We start from the raw sequence: 18,574 nt of genomic DNA on the forward strand, positions 1-18,574 counted from the left end.
TTTATGAACAATGATTTATACTATGCAATCAAGCTTTGCATGGAAGTGCTGGTTATTCTCATAATGATTGTCGGACTTTTACAAGTGCTCATCTATTTTTTGCAACTTATCATTTCTGTTTATGTACTAATTAAAGCGCGAGATAACGATAAAAAAATTCAGAATATTAAAAAGAATGAAGGTATTTTACCGGCTATCTCTATTATTATGCCTGCCTATAATGAAAGCGTTACCATTATCGATAGTATTGAATCGATGCTCGCAACGGAATACCCTAATGTTGATATTATTGTGATTAACGATGGCTCAACCGACAATACTTTTCAATTAATTTATGACCATTTTCGATTACAAGAAACCGCCCATCATTTAAATAATGTGGAACAAAATCACCTATCTCATGCCAAAATAAGAGGGGTTTATATCTCTCAAAAAGATAGCCGTCTTCGCGTGATAGATAAAGTCAATGGAGGCAAAGCCGATGCACATAATGCGGCAATCAATTTAAGTCAAGCCCCTATCGTTTGTCTCATTGATGCTGATTCCATTTTAGAACCCGATGCATTAACTAAAGCGGTTATTCCTTTTATTTACAGTCCTAAAACTATTGCCGTGGGTGGAACCGTTCGAGTTGCAAACAGTTGTTTGATTAATAAAGGGGTGGTAACAAAAATAAAACTATCAAGAAAATACATTGTTCAATTACAAGCATTGGAATATATGCGTTCATTTTTAATGGCTAAAGTGGCCTGGAATCATATTAAAATATTACCGATTATATCAGGCGCATTTGGCTTGTTCCGTCGAGATTTAGCCATAAAAATTGGTGGATTTTCGGCTGACTCGGTTGGTGAAGATTTTGACTTTACGGTAAAATTACATAAACTAATCTATGATACCAAAGCCAATTATAAAATAGAATATGTCCCAACTGCGGTATGCTGGACTCAAGTACCCGAAAAATGGAAAGTATTAAAGAATCAACGAATACGTTGGCATATTGGTGCATTGCAAACTTATTTGCATTTTCGGGAGTTTACTTTTAAGTTAAAATATAAAAGATTAAGTTTTATTCTTTTACCTTTTTCGATTTTAACCGATATTTTAGGGCCGATTGCTGAATTATTAGGTTATGTATTATTACCCCTTTTTTGTTATTTTGATGTGGTCGATGGTAATTTAATTTTATCCTATTTTTTACTTGTTATTAGTTACAATATTTTAATCACCTCGACTGCCATTGCCATTGACGGCCTCTTGCTAAGAGGATTAGATAAAATCAGATATTTTGTATCACTACTTTTTATTTCGCTAATTGATAATTTTGGCTATCGACAAATCTGTTTATATTGGAAATTTAAAGGTTTCTTCCGTTTGAAAAAAGGTAAATTATCTTGGGGAAAAATGGAGAGAGTTAAATTTGATAAATAACATTAAACGACTATCAAGCAATGTACTATTTATTCTAATTACTGTCCTGCCTGCGGCTTTTGCGGGTAATGTGTCGATGTTGAACAACCTTAAAAACACCGAAACGAGCCAATACGATACGGCATTGCAACATGATTTGTCGAATCCTAATAGCGATTCTGTTTTAAGTGCCGTGGTAAATACAACGCAAATTATTGAGCAGGTAGCAATGAGTGATCCGGTTCCATTTATGATTGATCAAAATCAACCCTTATCACTTGATACATCCGCTCAACCTGATAGTTCAAATGTTCCAAAACTGGACATTGAACAATCAACACATTCAAATACACTGGTTAATAACTTAACTTATACGGAAAAAAACCGCAATCTTGCTATGTGGAATTGGAAAGCAACCACATGGAATAATTCACCTAACCAATTTATCACAAAGATAAAATCAAAAGGGATCAATCAGATTTATTTACAATTATTTATTGAAAACCAGCAAATTGAATATGAAGAACAGCTAATAAATCTTTTAGACATCGCATTTCAAAATGGTATTGAGATCATTGCTGTTGAAGGAGCAGCAGAAATGATACTTGAAAGTGGTTTACAAAATGCGATTGAACGTAATCAAATAATTAAGCAATTCTGTCAGCGACGTATAAATAAACCTTGTCTTGCTGGAATTCAATATGATATAGAACCCTATTTATTAAGTGATTATGACCAAAATAAAGATCTGATTTGGCAACAATGGGCGCAAGCGATAAAAAAATTGAGTGAAAGTTGGGGAGGAAAAATTGAGATTGTAGTCCCATTTTGGTTAAAAGATATTAATCAAAGCAAGCAAATTATCCAGTATATTGAACCTTATTCCTTAAAATATATTATCATGGTTTATCGTACTGATTATGAACTGATTTATGATATCAGTGCTAAATGGTTATCATGGGGAGATGAAAATCTTCATAAAATCGTCATTGCCCTTGAAAATGGTATACTCAGTGAAGAATTCGAAAAATATTACTCCTATGACCAAACAAATAGTGAAATCGAAGAAGGGTCAAATGATGAGAATTCTGATGTTAATTCAACTGATCATATAGTGGACTTCACAGAAATTAGCTTTGAAGGTAAAGAAGATGAGCTATTTGGCATGATTAATGCCTTGACTGAAGTATTTTCAAACTGGAGTTCTTTCGATGGTTTTGCTATTAATGGGCTTGATGTTGAAGAAGATTAAATAAGAGCTAGTCACCTAGCTCTTCTTAATTGGCATTATCGGTTATACCAAAAACGGATAAATGAAGTTTACATTAATGCTCACGTGTTTTTCTAAATTCAACATCCGGATAACGTTCCTGTGTTAAATTCAAATTCACCATACTTGGTGCAATGTAAGAAAGATTATCGCCACCATCCAGCGCTAAATTTTGTTCACATTTACGTTTAAATTCTTCCAATTTTTTCACATCACTACATTCTACCCAACGGGCGGTTGTGACGTTCACCGGTTCATAAATGGCTTCTACATTATATTCGGATTTTAAGCGCGCAACCACAACATCAAATTGCAGAACGCCAACCGCTCCGACAATCAAATCATTGTTGGATAAGGGTCTAAATACCTGTACAGCCCCCTCTTCTGACAACTGCACCAATCCTTTTAATAGCTGTTTTTGTTTAAGCGGATCTTTTAATCGTATCCGTCGGAACAATTCAGGCGCAAAATTAGGGATACCAACAAATTTGAAATCTTCCCCCTGCGTAAACGTATCACCGATTTGAATCGTACCATGATTGTGCAATCCAATAATATCGCCTGCATAAGCTTCTTCGACATGTTCACGATCACCTGCCATAAATGTCAAGGCATCAGAAATATTCACATCTTTGGCAATCCTCACATGGCGTAACTTCATGCCCTTTTCATACTTCCCTGACACGATACGCATAAAAGCAACTCGGTCACGATGTTTTGGATCCATATTGGCTTGAATTTTAAAGACAAAGCCACTAAATTTTTCTTCTGAGGATTTCACTTCTCGCTTATCCGTTTGACGAGGTTGTGGTGTTGGCGCCCAAGCAGTTAAGCCATCAAGCATATGATCGACACCAAAATTACCTAACGCTGTACCAAAAAAGACAGGGGTTAAATCACCAGATAAAAAAGCATCCAAATCAAACTCATTTGATGCACCTTGAACCAGTTCCAGCTCTTCCCGCAATTGCAGAGCTAAATCCTCGCCCACCGCTGTATCTAATTCGGGGTTATTTAACCCTTTAATAATACGTACATCCTGAATAGTGTGACCTTTACCTGATTGATAAAGATAGGTTTCATCTTTTTTCAGATGATACACGCCTTTAAATAACTTACCACAACCAATCGGCCAAGTGATCGGTGCACATAGGATATTAAGCTCGTTTTCAACTTCGTCAAGCAGCTCCATTGGATCACGAATATCACGGTCTAACTTATTCATAAAGGTTAAAATTGGGGTATTACGTAACCGTGTCACTTCCATTAATTTACGAGTACGATCTTCCACCCCTTTAGCCGCATCAATGACCATTAAACAGCTATCCACTGCTGTCAATGTGCGATAGGTATCTTCCGAAAAGTCTTCATGCCCGGGGGTATCAAGTAAATTGACTAAACAATCATTATATGGAAATTGCATCACAGAAGTTGTGATAGAAATACCACGTTGTTTTTCCATCTCCATCCAGTCAGATTTTGCATGTTGCGCATTGGCTCCACGCCCTTTTACCGTTCCGGCAGTTTGAATTGCGTGACCGAATAACAAAACCTTTTCGGTAATCGTGGTTTTACCGGCATCAGGGTGCGAAATGATAGCAAAAGTGCGACGAGCATTAACTTCGTCTAAATAAGCTTGTTCTGTCATAAAATTAACGTTCATTAACCTGTACAAAAATAATCGAGCATTTTAACAGGTATCGCTATGCATTGCCATGAATGTATTACCTGTGATTTCCCTTATTTAATTATCTCTGCATAATATCTTCACTAGCCTAGCCAATTTGTACATTTACAGTATAAAATAGCGCTGAACTACGCAAAAGTTTTATCAAAACGGAACTTTCTATGAATATTCGTGATTTGAAATTATTTTTACATTTATGTGAGACGTGTCATTTTGGTATGACAGCTAATGCTATGCATGTTAGCCCATCGACTTTATCACGGCAAATCCAACGCATGGAAGACTATTTTGGTCATCCGCTTTTTATACGTGATAATCGGCAAGTTCAAATCACCCAAGTTGGCGAAAAGGTCAAACGTTTTGCACTCCAAGTTATTAGTCAACATCAGCAATTAAAACAAGAGTTAGAATTATCCAATCAACAGCTCATTGGTGAATTAAGACTTTTTTGTTCAGTGACAGCCGCTTACAGCCATTTACCCGACATTTTAGACCAGTTTCGTATACATTACCCACTGATTGAAATTAAATTATCAACTGGCGATGCGGCAGATGCCGTTGAAAAAGTCCAGTCTAACGAGGCGGATCTCGCTATCGCAGGCAAACCGAAACAATTGCCTGCTGGTGTTGAATTTTTAAAATTTGGTGAAATTGAAATGGTTTTGTTAATACCCAAACTTAATAGCACCTTTAGTGATAAACTTCATCAAAAAAAGCCCGATTGGCATAATATCCCTTTCATTTTACCTGAGCATGGCCCAAGCCGACAACGTATTGATCTTTGGTTTAAGCAACAGAAAATTACCAGCCCTAAAATTTATGCCACCGTTGCCGGACATGAAGCCATTGTTTCAATGGTGGCATTAGGCTGCGGTGTTGCCTTATTACCGAAAGTTGTGATGGAAAACAGTCCCGAAAGAATAAGAGAGCGTATTACTGAATGGTCAACCAACTTAATGCAACCTTTTGACATAGGAATGTGTGTCCAAAAAAGGCGATTATCCGAAAAAATTATCGCGGCATTTTGGAACCTATCCAATCTAAATCATACCAAAAATTAGAAAATAATTTATAATGGATTTGTCATTCAAAAACTAACATTAACAGGATTGTTAATGTTTTTGATTGCAATGAATGATACGCAACTATTTAACAGTCTGACTATCAAAAAGGAATATTTGAAATGCAATTGCACAACTTTCACGTTAAAACATTATTATCATTATTACTTTTTAGCTCCACGCTTATTCCAATTTCCTTGCACGCTCAACAAGATATTCAGACCAATTCTTCTCAAAATTACTCAATCTCAGCTCCCGACTGGCTACTTACCGAAGAAGCCGTTTATTACGATGGTGACAGTGATGACCTCGTTACGGCAGGGTTAGGATTTACTACCTTATCCACGTCAATTTATACCCCACATTTCAGTGATCCGACTCAGCCAACCATTCAAGAGCTACGGCAAGCAAAACTCAATCGTTTTATCAATATCAATAATGGTGAAGGCTCCTTATTTGGATTTAGACGCCAGGAATTAAGTCCCCTTTTTGATGGCAAAATTCCGGGATTTGAAATTTTAGCAACACTAAAATTAGAACAAGAAAAGGTGGGCATGTTACTGCAAATCCCGCTTGATTTTGATAAAAATAAACCATGTATTGTTGCAGTGCCTGCGACGGATTCAGACGGGTTATATAATGCAAAAGATGTGCAAATTCGTGGTTTATGGGGACTTCGGCACAATTGTGCGGTTGTTTATAATGATAAAGGTTTAGGCAATGGTATTTATGATATTGAGCATAAGCGTGGTTATGCCATAAATGGGCATACTCAATCTACTAATTTATTATTCGAACCCACTATTTTCAATAGAGATAGATTTATTAAAAAATATCCAAATCGCTATGCAATAAAACAACTCCATTCACGATTAAATTCTGAAGAAAGATGGGGCGAATTTGTATTAAAATCCATTGAATTTGCTTTTTATGCCCTTAATACACAATTCCCTTCTGATTCTAAGTTTCATTTTAATAAGGATAACACAATAGTTTTAGTTTATGGTGCAAGTGATGGTGGCGGTGCAGCATTAAAAGCAGGTGAACTTGATACTGACAATGTCATTAAAGGTATCGTTGCGGTTAATCCACAAATTCAACCCAATGTTGAAAATAGCACCGTTTCCATTCAATATAATAAAAGTGCTCCTCAAAAAATCGATTATAAATCAATTGCTGATTACAGTAGTTATGCGTCCCTGTATATTCCTTGTGCTATACCTGCTATTGTAGCTAAGCACAAAACGATCACTATTCCGTTTGCCGACAAATACCTTTATTCGCAAAACCGTTGTGATGCGCTAAAAAAAGAAAACTTATTAACAAAAGGTACCCCTGAAGAAGCACTTGAAAAATTACATAGCTATGGTTGGACGCCATCAATGGATATCCAACTCCCTTATTTTTATTATAAAGAAACAATTGGATTGCCTTATCAATATATCAGTGCCTATGGTCATTTTGATGTCACCGATAGAATGTGTGGCTACTCGGTCGCAAGTACGCAACAAAATCCGATAAATTATCAAGGTAAAGTTGCGAGTTTACACGAAGTGACATTTCAACAGCTATGGTCTTTTGCAACGGGTCATTTACCGATATGGTTAACGGATGATTCAACGGCTTTAGCACTGGTTAATAATGAAGATGCCTATTCACCAAGAAGCGATTTCTTTTCGGGTTCAGATAACAAAAAAGCCATTGACTATAATGCTAAGGGCGCCATATGTTTATATAAAAAATTAACGCATCCTCGAGTTAAATTTGGCATTAATCAAGTGAGTGCATCAGCAAATTTACATGGCACAAAAACCCTTATCGTTCATGCTCGTCATAACGTTAAACAGCTACCTGATTATACTGCACGTGCTTATGTCGCATTAAATAGCCAAGTAGAAGGTAACGCCTCGCAACTGCGCTATTATGAGATTGAAAACACCAGCTACTTGGATGGCACTTATCCATTTGATAATTCGCTCTTACCAATTGATTATTATGGGGAAGATGCCATGGAATGGTTATGGTTTCATTTAACGAATCATGCCTCTTTACCTGAAAGCCAAGTTGTTCGTGCAAAAGCCAGAGGTGGTAAAATAGGTTTTGCTCCACAATTGACCGAAAATACGCTTGTCCCTATTTCGCAAACACCAAACCAAAAGGATTTAATCACGACTGAAAACGGGAAAATTATATTACCCAATTAGTATCTACGGTAATTAGCAATCCGCTTAGGACACATCCAAGTTATTAATTCACATTTGTTAAGTCTAATTTTACATTAATAACAGGTAGTCCTAGCGGGGATGATAACTAAATAGGATCAGCTATTATTAAACGACACATTTTAGGATACAAAATAAAAAACAGCGCTTCGAATTCTTTGTAGTGCTGCTTAATATCATAAATAGTCTCTTTTAATAACCATAGCTTTGGTCGTCGGGTGGCCATACCATTAAGCACTTTTCCAACAAATTCAAGATTTGCGTAATTTTCTAACCATTTGCCTTGCCACATTGACTGCATAAAATGCTGATAATGTTCAGGATAGAGATGAATAAAGGGCTGAATTTGTTGTCTGGTGTATTGGTCAAATTCAGACACTGATTGCCCCATGCCATAATCAGTCCAATGTTTAGATAAAAAATGATCCCATACAATATCAAGTGCAATCGGTGCGACACGTTGATGCGGTTTGATAAAGTGTGTTTTGGCTTGTTTCACTTCAGTCAAACCATCGACCATGCTATCAATTTTACGATGTAACATGATACCGTCGGCTATCGTTTGCGGATAAACAAGATAAGGATCCCCTTTAACAAAATCAGCCACACTATTGCCAATTAAGGAGCTATTAGCTAAAGTGGCAAGATGTAAATGAGCTAGAATGTTCATCTTAATTACACGTTACTATTCACGATGTTTAAACTCCCCTTCAGCAAAACCATGTCGCCAATAACTAATAATTTGAAATGCATCGGGGGGTAAATGAGGATAATTATCTTTAAGCGTATGTCGAATTTGCTGGGCTAAATCCCGCTCCATTCCACCCCAAATAAGTAAATTATCACTATGGACAATATTCGCTTTTTTTATTGTTTCAACAAGTTGATTTGGCTGATTAACATCTTGTATCAGCCAGTTAACATGAGTATTTAGACTATTCGGTAAAGCCATAATATCTGTTGGGTGATTGACTTCGATAAACGCTTGAACATTAACATTGTTAGGTAGGTGTTCAAGCGTATAACAAATGGCAGGTACAGCTGTTATATCACCAATCAACACCAAACTTTGCTGATTAAACATAAGTTTTGCCGCTGTGCCGACTAAACCTATCTGATCATTGACTTTAGCCTGCTGAGCCCAAACTGAAGCTAATCCCTCTTGATGAATGGCAAAATCAATCGTTAATTGCTGTGCCGTTTCATCATAATGACGAATACTATAACTTCGAGCCAATTGACGAATCTTGTCATTTATCAGAATTTTATTATTGTCGTCTAATTGTGGAAAAATTATCGTTCCCGTTGAAGGATCAGCAAACAATAATTTTAAATGAGGACAAATCCATAAAGGATTAACCGTCAGCTGTTTATCACAACTAAAGTTAATTCGAATAAAACTATGCGATAACCTTTCAATTCTCAATACTGTTAAAAGTGCGTTAACAATAGATGTTTGTTTTTTTCCTGTCATTATGGCTAACCTAATATTTCATTTTTAACTATCATACAGCAAAACTTAAATTTTTAGGGTATCTTTTCAATTAATGTTCAGAAACACAGACAAACACACTCCACACAATTAGGCGGAATGTGATAACAAATGATGACAGTTTTTAAATTAATAAGTTAGTGAACCAAACGCATTACGCCAATCTTGTTCAAATTTTACTATCGCTGCATCTACAGCTGGATCGGAGATAAATAGTTCAGCTACATCCACCGGTAAGGTAATAGATTGACATCCGGCTAACAGACAATCTAATGCTTGCCTAGGTGTGCGAAAACTTGCCGCCAACACCATGGTTTGAGGACAATGTAACGCTAACAGTTTTTGTAATTCTTGCACGGTATCTTTACTGTTGCCGCCTTGGGCATCAATTCGATTGACATAAGGCGCAATATATTTAGCCCCGGCTAGCGCACCTAATAATCCCTGCCCTGCGCCATAAACAGCAGTACCTAAAGTAGGGATTCCTTGTTGTGTTAAAGCTCTAATCGCTTTCAGTCCTTCTGCATTAACAGGAATCTTAGTAACAATATTGGGTACGACTCTTCGAAGTTGTTCTGCCTCTTTTATCATGGATGATGCATCGCTTGAAAGTACCTGTGCAAACAGTAATTTATCGGCGCCTAATAAATCATGCAGTGTCGATAATAAGGTAAAGAGTGATTGACCGGATTTTGCCACAATGCTTGGATTGGTTGTGACGCCTTTAATCGGTAAAATGGGGGCTAGACGTTTAATGGCTTCAATATCGGCGGTATCTAAATATAACTCCATGGTTAACTCCTGCTGAATGTTCAAATCATTAATCACTGTATTGATACCATACTAGATAATATTAAACCGATAGCCTAGATGACAATCCTGCGATTTACTGGATATTTGTACGCTTGATAAGAAAATGTGAGTGAGATCACACTAAAAACATTATTAAGAATAACCCATTGATAAAATTGACGATTTACTTGATACTTTAAAATACTATTTGGCAGTATATAATCATGATTACGATACATAACTAGATTTATCTACGATATTATTTTATGAAGATAGCGATATGGCGATAACGATCAATGAAGTGCTAGCAAAATGCCTTAATCATCAACAAACGAATCAGATTTATTTTGCTAATTATGCTCAATCAGCACCACTACTTGCTGATCAAGTCAGTTTACCCAGAATAGAAATCATGATAGAGGGAAAACAATCCATACAATTGGCAGACTATCAGGGAAACATTATTGAAAAAACGTTATTTCCTAGCGATCTTTTATATATTACAGCACAAAGTTGGAGCAAGCCCGCTTATACAACCCCCTTCACCACATTAAGCATCCTGTATGATAAACAACAAATTAGCATAACTATCAACCAGTGGGACGGTCAAGCACTGACATCTTATGATCAAATTAATGTACCTAGGCGAGGAGCACGTATTGGGGCGTTTATCCTTCAAGCGCTAGCTGAACTAACTTGGCAGCATCAGCCTTGCGAGCGTGCTCCTACCGCTTATCATCTTATTCAAAGCTTATTAAGTCATACCTTCGACTTACTGAATGTTGATGTCGAAACCTCAACCAAAACAGCTAGCTTATTTGAGGCAATTCGGCAATATATTGATAGCCATTTTCGTGACGATATTACCCGAGATTTTCTCGCTAAAATGTTCTATATTTCACCCAATTATCTATCTCACCTATTCCAGCGAGAAGGTAAAATAGGTTTGAATGAATATCTTACCCATGTACGTCTGGAATATGCAAAAACTCGCCTTAGAGACTATGATTTAAATATCAAAGATATTGCCTTAGCATCAGGTTTCAAAGATAGTCACTATTTTTGTCGAATCTTCAGAAAAAAAACTGAACGTACCCCGACCGAATACCGTCGCCAATATCATAGTAAATTATTACCGATGACGGATAACAACAAAACTAGTTAACTAAATTAATGGTTGTGAAAAGTAATTTCATTTGATATAGTTTCAAATGAAACTATCTAAATAAGGTGATGTGATGGCAATCCCGATAGCAACCGTTGAAAAACTGATTGAAAAATTTAAAGCTCGTGGACTCTCTTCAAACTATGACGAGATTTTTTTAAGTCGCTTATTGCAATTTAGTACCGAAGCACTATTAGAAAATTTGAATCAAACCTACCGACATTATGAATTAGATGATAAATTATTTGCGGTTTTATTAGTGATTAACGCCTTTCACCCTGAAGGGGTAAAACCATCGCAAATCAGCGAATTAACCAATTTTACTCGCGTACAAATTACCCGTTTTGTTGATACACTGGTGGGAAATGACTTAGTCGCCCGCCAAGCTGATCCGCATGATCGTCGCTCACATTGCTTAATTTTAACCAAAAAAGGCATCAATTTTTTTCAATATGAAATACCGCCCATGGAAAAAAAAGTGGTTCAAGCTTGGCAAGTTATTACCCAAGAAGAACGTCAACAGTTACGCACAATCTTATCTAAACTTTTAAAACATCTTGCCGAGTAAACTAAATGAGAATATCCATGAAACAAAAAGGGCTTATCGCCCTGTTAATATTAATTATTATTGCAGTAATTTGGGCGATTTGGTTCATGTATAAAAGTCCTTCATCGCTGATTTTATATGGTAATGTGGATATCAGAACGGTAAACAGTAGCTTTCGTGTATCAGGACGCTTAATACAATTAAATCACGAAGAAGGAGATTCGATTAAACAAGGCGATCTATTGGCTAAACTGGATGCAAAACCTTATCAAATCGCTTTAAATAGAGCGAAAGCAAATCTGATGGTAAAGCAGGCGCAACTTGATTTAATGATAACCGGATATCGTAAAGAAGAAGTTGCCCAAGCAGCAGCACAAGTTTTACAGTATCAAGCAAGTTATGATTATGCTGAAAATAACTACCAACGCATGGTCAAATTGATGAAATCATCATCCATTTCTAAAGATCAACTTGAAAACAGTTTAACCTTACGTAATCAAGCTAACGCTAATTTACAAACAGCAAAGCAAAAACTTGATCAACTTAATAATGGTTACCGAAAAGAAGAAATTGAAGCTGCACAAGCCACCGTGCAAGCGGCTAAAGCCGAGTTAAACCAAGCGGAACTTAACTTATTGGATACCGAACTTTATGCACCAACCGACGGCACCATTTTAACTCGAGCAGTAGAATCAGGCACAATGTTAACCGCAGGAACCCCGATTTATGCTATATCTATAGATAGACCTGTCTGGATACGTGCTTATATTGACGAGGTCAATTTACATCAAGCCATTCCGGGTAGAACTGTCTATATTTATACCGATTCACAGCCAGATAAACCCTATATTGGACAGATTGGTTTTGTATCGCCTACGGCCGAATTTACACCTAAAACCGTCGAAACCCCTGTATTACGTACAGATTTAGTTTACCGTTTACGTATTCAAATACGTCAAACTGGTGACGGTCAAGCGGATGATATGTTGCGCCAAGGCATGCCGGTAACGATTAAATTTGCAGAATAATCGCTATGAGTAAACAAAATCGCCAGCAAATCAAACTCACTCATGTGACCAAAGTCTTTAAGCAAAAAAATCAGCAAGTCACTGTCGCACTAAAACCTTTATCGACAACAATTTTTGCACAGGGTGTGACAGGATTGGTTGGCCCTGACGGTGCAGGGAAAACAACACTATTGCGTATGCTGGCAGGCTTGCTTTCGCCAAGTGCAGGTCAAATTAATGTTGCGCAATATAATCCTACTGAAGATCGGGATCAATTGCGCGCAATTTTAGGCTATATGCCTCAAAAGTTTGGTCTTTACGAGGATTTGACGGTTAGTGAAAACCTTAATTTATTTGCTGATCTGCGACATATCAAACAAGAAGAACGTCAACAAATTTTTGCCAAACTCCTAAAATTCACCAATTTAACTAAATTTACCCAACGTTTGGCGGGCAAGTTATCGGGGGGAATGAAGCAAAAATTGGGGTTAGCATGTACTTTGCTTGGCGATCCACAAATATTATTACTTGATGAGCCTGGTGTTGGCGTGGATCCTATTTCACGCCAAGAACTTTGGCACATGGTTCATCAACTAGCCAAAGAAGGGATGTTAATTATCTGGAGCACCTCTTATCTTGATGAAGCCGAGCAATGTGAAACAATTTTACTGATGAATCAAGGTGAATTACTCTTTCAAGGTCAACCCTCATGTTTAACTGAACGTGTCAAAGATCGGGTTTACCTGCTCGCTTCGCCAATTTCACATCGTCGGTTATTACAAACGGCCTTAAAACTCCCTGAAGTCAGTGACGGTGTGATCGAAGGTGATCGTATTCGCTTAATACTCAAGCCGAATCACGCCATTGAACAAGTCATAGCAAAACTTGGGACAACTAACATCACTTATCAACCTACCTTAGGACGGTTTGAAGATGCGTTTATTGACCGATTAGGCGGAATAACTCAAAAAGAATCAATATTAACTAAAATTATGCCACAGGTTGCCGGTCTGCCAAACGATATTGTCATAGAAGCAAAAGATCTAACCCGAATTTTTGGTAATTTTATTGCAACGGATCATGTTAATTTTGCCATAAAGCGTGGTGAAATCTTTGGTTTATTAGGGCCCAATGGCGCAGGTAAATCGACAACATTTAAAATGATGTGTGGTTTATTACCGATTAGTGATGGGCAAGCGTTAGTATTGGGATTTGATCTCAAAAAAAGTGCAACTAAAGTACGTGAACGCATTGGCTATATGGCACAACGTTTTTCTTTATATGACAGATTAACTGTATTCCAAAATTTAAGCTTCTTTTCAGGCATCTACGGCTTAATGGGCAGTGAACAAACACTGCGCATGAATGAAATGATAACCGCATTTAATTTTGAGCCGATTTTAGACAAAACACCAGGATCACTCCCCTTAGGATTCAAACAGCGATTAGCTTTAGCCTGTGCGTTAATGCATAAACCCGATATTGTGTTTCTTGATGAACCGACATCTGGCGTCGATCCTATCACTCGTCGTGAGTTCTGGATCCATATCAACAGTTTAGTCGAAAAAGGGGTTACGGTCATGGTCACCACTCACTTTATGGACGAGGCAGAATATTGTGATCGCATTGCATTAATTAATGGTGGTAAGTTGATTGCTTTAGGCTCCCCCAACCAACTTAAGCAATCGGTCGCATGCAACGCCACCATGGAGCAAGCCTTTATTAAATTGGTGAACGACGCTAACTCAGGGGCAACAACATGATATTTTCACTCTCTCGAACATTAACATTGTGTAAAAAAGAGATGAAACAGATTATTCGTGACCCGAGCAGTTGGATCATGTCAATTATTATTCCATTAATATTACTCTTCTTATTTGGCTATGGTATCAGTTTAGATTCCAATAAAATCCGTGTTGGGGTATTAGTTGAACAAAAAAGTCAACCTGCGCATGATTTTGTCCAAGTGTTAAATGGTTCCCCCTATATTGAACCCATATATCTGGATAATCGTTCAGCATTATCGGCAAAATTAAATGCTGGCGAAATTCGAGGTATGCTTATCATTCCAGTTAATTTTGCTCAACAAGTGCAAAATAGGCAAGCAGCCATTCAGTTAATTACCGACGGAAGTGAACCGAATACCGCTAATTTTGTACAAGGCTATTTAACCGGTGTGTGGCAAATCTGGTTACAGCAGCGCAGTCAACAGCAATTAATGAATAGTCAACCAATGATTGACATGACTTCACACGTTTGGTTTAACTCCGCAGCAATCAGCAAAAATTTTATTTTGCCCGGTGCAATAACCATTATTATGACGATAATTGGCTCGATATTGACGTCGTTAGTCGTTGCTCGAGAATGGGAACGTGGCACAATGGAAGCATTGCTCTCTACCCCGATGACCAAGTTGGAGTTCTTATTATCTAAATTGATTCCCTATTACTTAATCGGTTTAATAGCCTTAATTATCTGTTTTATTGTCACCGTAGGCATTATGCATGTCCCTTTTCGTGGATCCTTTACGTTATTGTTACTACTCAGCAGTCTATTTTTATTGGTGATTTTGCAACTTGGCTTATTAATATCCACGCTTACGCGGAATCAATTTAATGCCGCAATGATAGCGTTAAATGCGGCCTATTTACCTGCGGTCATGCTGTCAGGTTTTGTATTTGAAATCAATAGTATGCCCGCTATCATTCAACTAGTTACCTATATCATTCCTGCACGTTACTACGTCAATATTCTACAAACTCTCTTTTTAGCGGGCGATATTTTTTCAGTCATGCTAATTAATGCAGGCTTTTTACTTATGTGTTTATTGCTGTTATTTGTGGTGATTTTCAAAAAAACTCGAATGCAATTAGATTAAGGTAAAGGAATAATACTATGTTAAAATTTTTCAACACTATCGCCTTTTACCGCACATTAACTCTAATCAAAAAGGAGTTAGCCCTACTTTGGCAAGACAAACAGACACGCATTATCTTAATCGTGCCAGTATTGTTACAAATTTTTATCTTTCCCTTTGCTGCAACCTTGAATGTCAATCATGCGACCATTGCCGTTTATCGCCCCACGATTGATGAACCAACAACGGAGTTAATCGATCGACTAGCCCATGCCAGCAGTTTTTCAAACGTATTGATATTAGATTCACAGCAAGCCATTACTGACACGATTAATCATCAAAAAGCCTTGGTGATTGTACAATTTCCTGCTGATTTTTCTCGCAAGTTACTGAATGGACAATCGCCACAAATCCAAATAATTTTAGACGGTCGTAAATCAAATAGTGCCCAAATTGCCGCTAACTATATTCAACAAATTATTATGCAATATCAGCAACAAAATATGAATCAAGATAAGGGAGGATTAATCGTTCGTCACCGTTATAACAGTAATTTAGACTATAAACATTTTATCTTACCTTCGCTGGTTGCACTTATTACCACCATTGGCGTTATGATCGTAACCTCGTTATCAGTAGCGAGAGAACGTGAACAAGGCACGCTTGACCAACTACGTATTTCACCTTTAATGACATGGCAAATTTTTGTTGGTAAAGCGATACCGGCAATCATTGTGGCAACATTACAAGGAACAATAGTACTTATTGCCAGTATTTTTATATATCAAATCCCGTTTCAAGGATCGTTTATTTGGTACTATCTCTGTATGATGAGTTACGGACTCTCTTTAGTGGGATTTGGATTATTTATCTCTGCTCTTTGCTCAACTCAACAACAAGCCTTTATCGGCATTATTACCTTTATGGTGCCGGCTATTTTACTATCTGGCTTTATTGCGCCAATCGAAAACATGCCACTCTGTTTACAGTATTTAACTGAAATCAATCCGGTGCGTCACTTTATCGAATTGACTAAACAGATTTATTTAAAAAATGTCGATTTCTCAATCATCTGGCAAAGTCTATGGAAGCTCTATGCAATCAGCATACTATTAGGAGGTATGGCTTATTATTTATTTAAAAAATATATGTGAATTTAAAGAGAGCCTCACCTAACCTTATATGTTTAAATCAAATTCTGTTAACTGTTTTAGGATTACAATCCAATCATGACAATTCCTATTTAATAAACTTTCAGTAAGAGAATTGAACAACCACAATCGGCAAGTATCCACCAAACCCAAAGCAAATAAACACTTACAATACTTGGCAATGGGACTTTGACAATTATCACTTGTAAAACCGTCACACAACAATTTTCAATTTTTTGGAGGGATGAGAGAATCAAGAGAAGATTATCTTATCCCCTCTTGATTTGAGCATGTTCAATATCAGCAAAATCACTTATTCAAAAAGTCTGTTCGACGTCCCGATGTTTATCGTCGTTAATCTAGTTTAGGATGTTGATCGACTAAATCTTGACGCTGTTCTTGCAGATTTTCGATTTGCTCATCAATATCTTCAACTTTTTGTTCAATTGAATCAAAATGATCCGATAAAATTTCTTTTGCTTCGCGACGATTTGAAGCAGCGGGTGTGGCGCCTCTTAATGGTTGATTTGCGGTTTCTCGCATTTTTAAACCAGTGACTAACCCAACCATTGCCACAACCATCAAATAGTATGCAGGCATATATAAGTTATTGGTTTCTTCGACAAGCCAAGCTGCCACTGTTGGGGTTGCCCCGGCAATTAATACCGAGATATTAAAAGCGATAGCTAACGCACTAAACCGGATATTGGTAGGAAAAATAGCCGGTAAAATAGATGCCATCACACCTGTAAAGCAATTAAGTAGTACAGCAAGTATTAGTAATCCCAAAAAGATTAAACCAATATTATCACTATTAATCATCATAAAGGCCGGATAAGCAAGAATAAATAATCCCACACTACCGCCAATAATAAAGGGTTTTCGCCCAATTTTATCGCTTATTAAGCCAATCATGGGTTGAACAAATAGCATACCAATCATAATTGCAATAATCAGCAATACACCATGATCGGAATGATAATTTAAATCGTGCGATAAATAACTTGGCATATACGTCAGCAACATATAATAGGTAACATTGGTCACGATCACTAAGCCCACGCAGACCATAAAACTTTTCCAATATTGGGTTAAAATCTGTTTTAACGTAATTTTAGTTGGTTTTTCAGACCGTTGTTCATTAGACTCAGATTGTTGCTGAAAAGTGGGCGTTTCATCAAGCGCATGACGCAAATACAGACCAATTACCCCTAAAGGTAACGCAAAAAAGAACGGGATACGCCATCCCCAATCTCGAAATTTGGCATCACCTAATAAAGTAGATAAAATGACAACCAACCCTGCCCCAATTAAAAAGCCTGCAATTGACCCAAAATCCAGCCAACTCCCCATAAATCCTCGTTTACGATCAGGCGAATATTCAGCCACAAAGGTTGCCGCTCCAGAATATTCACCACCAATTGAAAATCCTTGTGCTAATTTTGCCAGTAACAATAAGATTGGTGCGGTAATCCCAATAGTTGCATAAGAAGGAATTAAGCCAATACAAAAGGTACTTAACGACATAATCACAATTGTCATAGACAGCACCTTTTGCCGTCCTAATTTGTCACCTAATAAACCAAACACCACACCGCCCAATGGACGCACTAAAAAAGGGACTGAAAAAGTGGCTAACGCAGCGACAACTTGAACACTGGGCGATGCATTTGAAAAGAACACCTGCCCTAATATATAGGCTAAAAAACCATAAACACCAAAATCAAACCACTCCATCGCATTACCGAGTGCAGCAGCCGTAATGGCTTTTTTAAGCTTACTATCATCAATAATGGTAATATCATTAATATTCAAAGGTTTTGTAATTGACTTTTTTGCCTTCTTCATAAAAAACCGCCTATTTTCATGCAAATTATGGAATAAGTTGAATACAATTTTGATAAAGACTTGCT

Annotated in this window: 15 protein-coding genes; 10 read left to right on the forward strand and 5 right to left on the reverse strand. The window is 37.2% G+C overall.

Annotation, left to right across the window (positions count from 1 at the left end; all coding sequences use genetic code 11):
* The first annotated feature begins 3 nt into the window (after nt 1-3).
* Together ACGH6P_RS06960 and ACGH6P_RS06965 are read left to right on the forward strand one after the other, a co-directional pair.
* Nucleotides 4-1,431, forward strand: coding sequence for a glycosyltransferase family 2 protein (locus ACGH6P_RS06960; protein ID WP_267352203.1), 1,428 nt, complete (start codon nt 4-6; stop codon nt 1,429-1,431).
* Entirely contained in the window at nt 1,421-2,662 is a 1,242-nt protein-coding gene (locus ACGH6P_RS06965; protein ID WP_411597081.1) for a hypothetical protein, read from the forward strand. The genes ACGH6P_RS06960 and ACGH6P_RS06965 overlap by 11 nt, the downstream gene beginning before the upstream one ends.
* 73 nt (nt 2,663-2,735) lie before the next feature.
* Here the strand turns inward: ACGH6P_RS06965 and prfC are convergent, their stop codons facing one another.
* Nucleotides 2,736-4,328, reverse strand: a complete 1,593-nt coding sequence (gene prfC, locus ACGH6P_RS06970) for a peptide chain release factor 3 (RefSeq protein ID WP_267352205.1) — start codon at nt 4,326-4,328, stop codon at nt 2,736-2,738.
* Between the two features lie 200 nt (nt 4,329-4,528).
* Here prfC and ilvY point away from each other — a divergent pair, with 200 nt between their 5' ends.
* Complete coding sequence (gene ilvY, locus ACGH6P_RS06975) at nt 4,529-5,428, forward strand: HTH-type transcriptional activator IlvY (protein WP_267352206.1); 900 nt, start codon at nt 4,529-4,531, stop codon at nt 5,426-5,428.
* Between the two features lie 122 nt (nt 5,429-5,550).
* A complete protein-coding gene (locus ACGH6P_RS06980) occupies nt 5,551-7,632 on the forward strand; it encodes a 3-hydroxybutyrate oligomer hydrolase family protein (protein WP_411597082.1) in 2,082 nt (693 codons plus the stop codon).
* A 106-nt stretch (nt 7,633-7,738) separates the two neighbouring features.
* Here the strand turns inward: ACGH6P_RS06980 and ACGH6P_RS06985 are convergent, their stop codons facing one another.
* The 3 genes from ACGH6P_RS06985 to fsa form a co-directional block, all read right to left on the reverse strand.
* Nucleotides 7,739-8,320: an ACP phosphodiesterase gene (locus tag ACGH6P_RS06985; protein ID WP_267352208.1), complete on the reverse strand. Its 582-nt coding sequence runs from the start codon at nt 8,318-8,320 to the stop codon at nt 7,739-7,741.
* A 15-nt stretch (nt 8,321-8,335) separates the two neighbouring features.
* A complete protein-coding gene (locus ACGH6P_RS06990; protein ID WP_411597083.1) occupies nt 8,336-9,124 on the reverse strand; it encodes a siderophore-interacting protein in 789 nt (262 codons plus the stop codon).
* Nucleotides 9,125-9,271: 147 nt separating this feature from the next.
* A complete protein-coding gene (fsa, locus tag ACGH6P_RS06995; RefSeq protein ID WP_267359249.1) occupies nt 9,272-9,934 on the reverse strand; it encodes a fructose-6-phosphate aldolase in 663 nt (220 codons plus the stop codon).
* 280 nt (nt 9,935-10,214) lie between these two features.
* Between fsa and ACGH6P_RS07000 the strand changes: the two genes are divergently transcribed.
* The 6 genes from ACGH6P_RS07000 to ACGH6P_RS07025 all read left to right on the forward strand — a co-directional run bounded on the left by ACGH6P_RS07000 (nt 10,215) and on the right by ACGH6P_RS07025 (nt 16,664).
* Nucleotides 10,215-11,099, forward strand: a complete 885-nt coding sequence (locus tag ACGH6P_RS07000; protein ID WP_411597084.1) for a helix-turn-helix transcriptional regulator — start codon at nt 10,215-10,217, stop codon at nt 11,097-11,099.
* Nucleotides 11,100-11,172: 73 nt separating this feature from the next.
* Nucleotides 11,173-11,667, forward strand: a complete 495-nt coding sequence (locus tag ACGH6P_RS07005; RefSeq protein ID WP_411597085.1) for a MarR family winged helix-turn-helix transcriptional regulator — start codon at nt 11,173-11,175, stop codon at nt 11,665-11,667.
* Between the two features lie 17 nt (nt 11,668-11,684).
* A complete protein-coding gene (hlyD, locus tag ACGH6P_RS07010) occupies nt 11,685-12,674 on the forward strand; it encodes a secretion protein HlyD (RefSeq protein WP_411597086.1) in 990 nt (329 codons plus the stop codon).
* A gap of 5 nt (nt 12,675-12,679) precedes the next feature.
* On the forward strand, nt 12,680-14,416 hold the full coding sequence (locus tag ACGH6P_RS07015) for an ATP-binding cassette domain-containing protein (RefSeq protein ID WP_411597087.1): 1,737 nt from the start codon (nt 12,680-12,682) through the stop codon (nt 14,414-14,416).
* Nucleotides 14,413-15,531, forward strand: coding sequence for an ABC transporter permease (locus tag ACGH6P_RS07020; protein ID WP_411590094.1), 1,119 nt, complete (start codon nt 14,413-14,415; stop codon nt 15,529-15,531). Before ACGH6P_RS07015 ends, ACGH6P_RS07020 begins: the two co-directional genes overlap by 4 nt.
* 17 nt (nt 15,532-15,548) lie before the next feature.
* Nucleotides 15,549-16,664, forward strand: coding sequence for an ABC transporter permease (locus ACGH6P_RS07025; protein WP_411597088.1), 1,116 nt, complete (start codon nt 15,549-15,551; stop codon nt 16,662-16,664).
* 351 nt (nt 16,665-17,015) lie between these two features.
* On the opposite strand, the gene proP is transcribed toward ACGH6P_RS07025, so the two are convergent.
* Complete coding sequence (gene proP / locus ACGH6P_RS07030) at nt 17,016-18,509, reverse strand: glycine betaine/L-proline transporter ProP (protein WP_411597089.1); 1,494 nt, start codon at nt 18,507-18,509, stop codon at nt 17,016-17,018.
* Nucleotides 18,510-18,574: the final 65 nt, after the last annotated feature.

Source organism: Gilliamella sp. CG25 (genome assembly GCF_046635705.1).
In the GTDB taxonomy this organism is placed as follows: Bacteria; Pseudomonadota; Gammaproteobacteria; order Enterobacterales; family Orbaceae; genus Gilliamella; species Gilliamella apicola_I.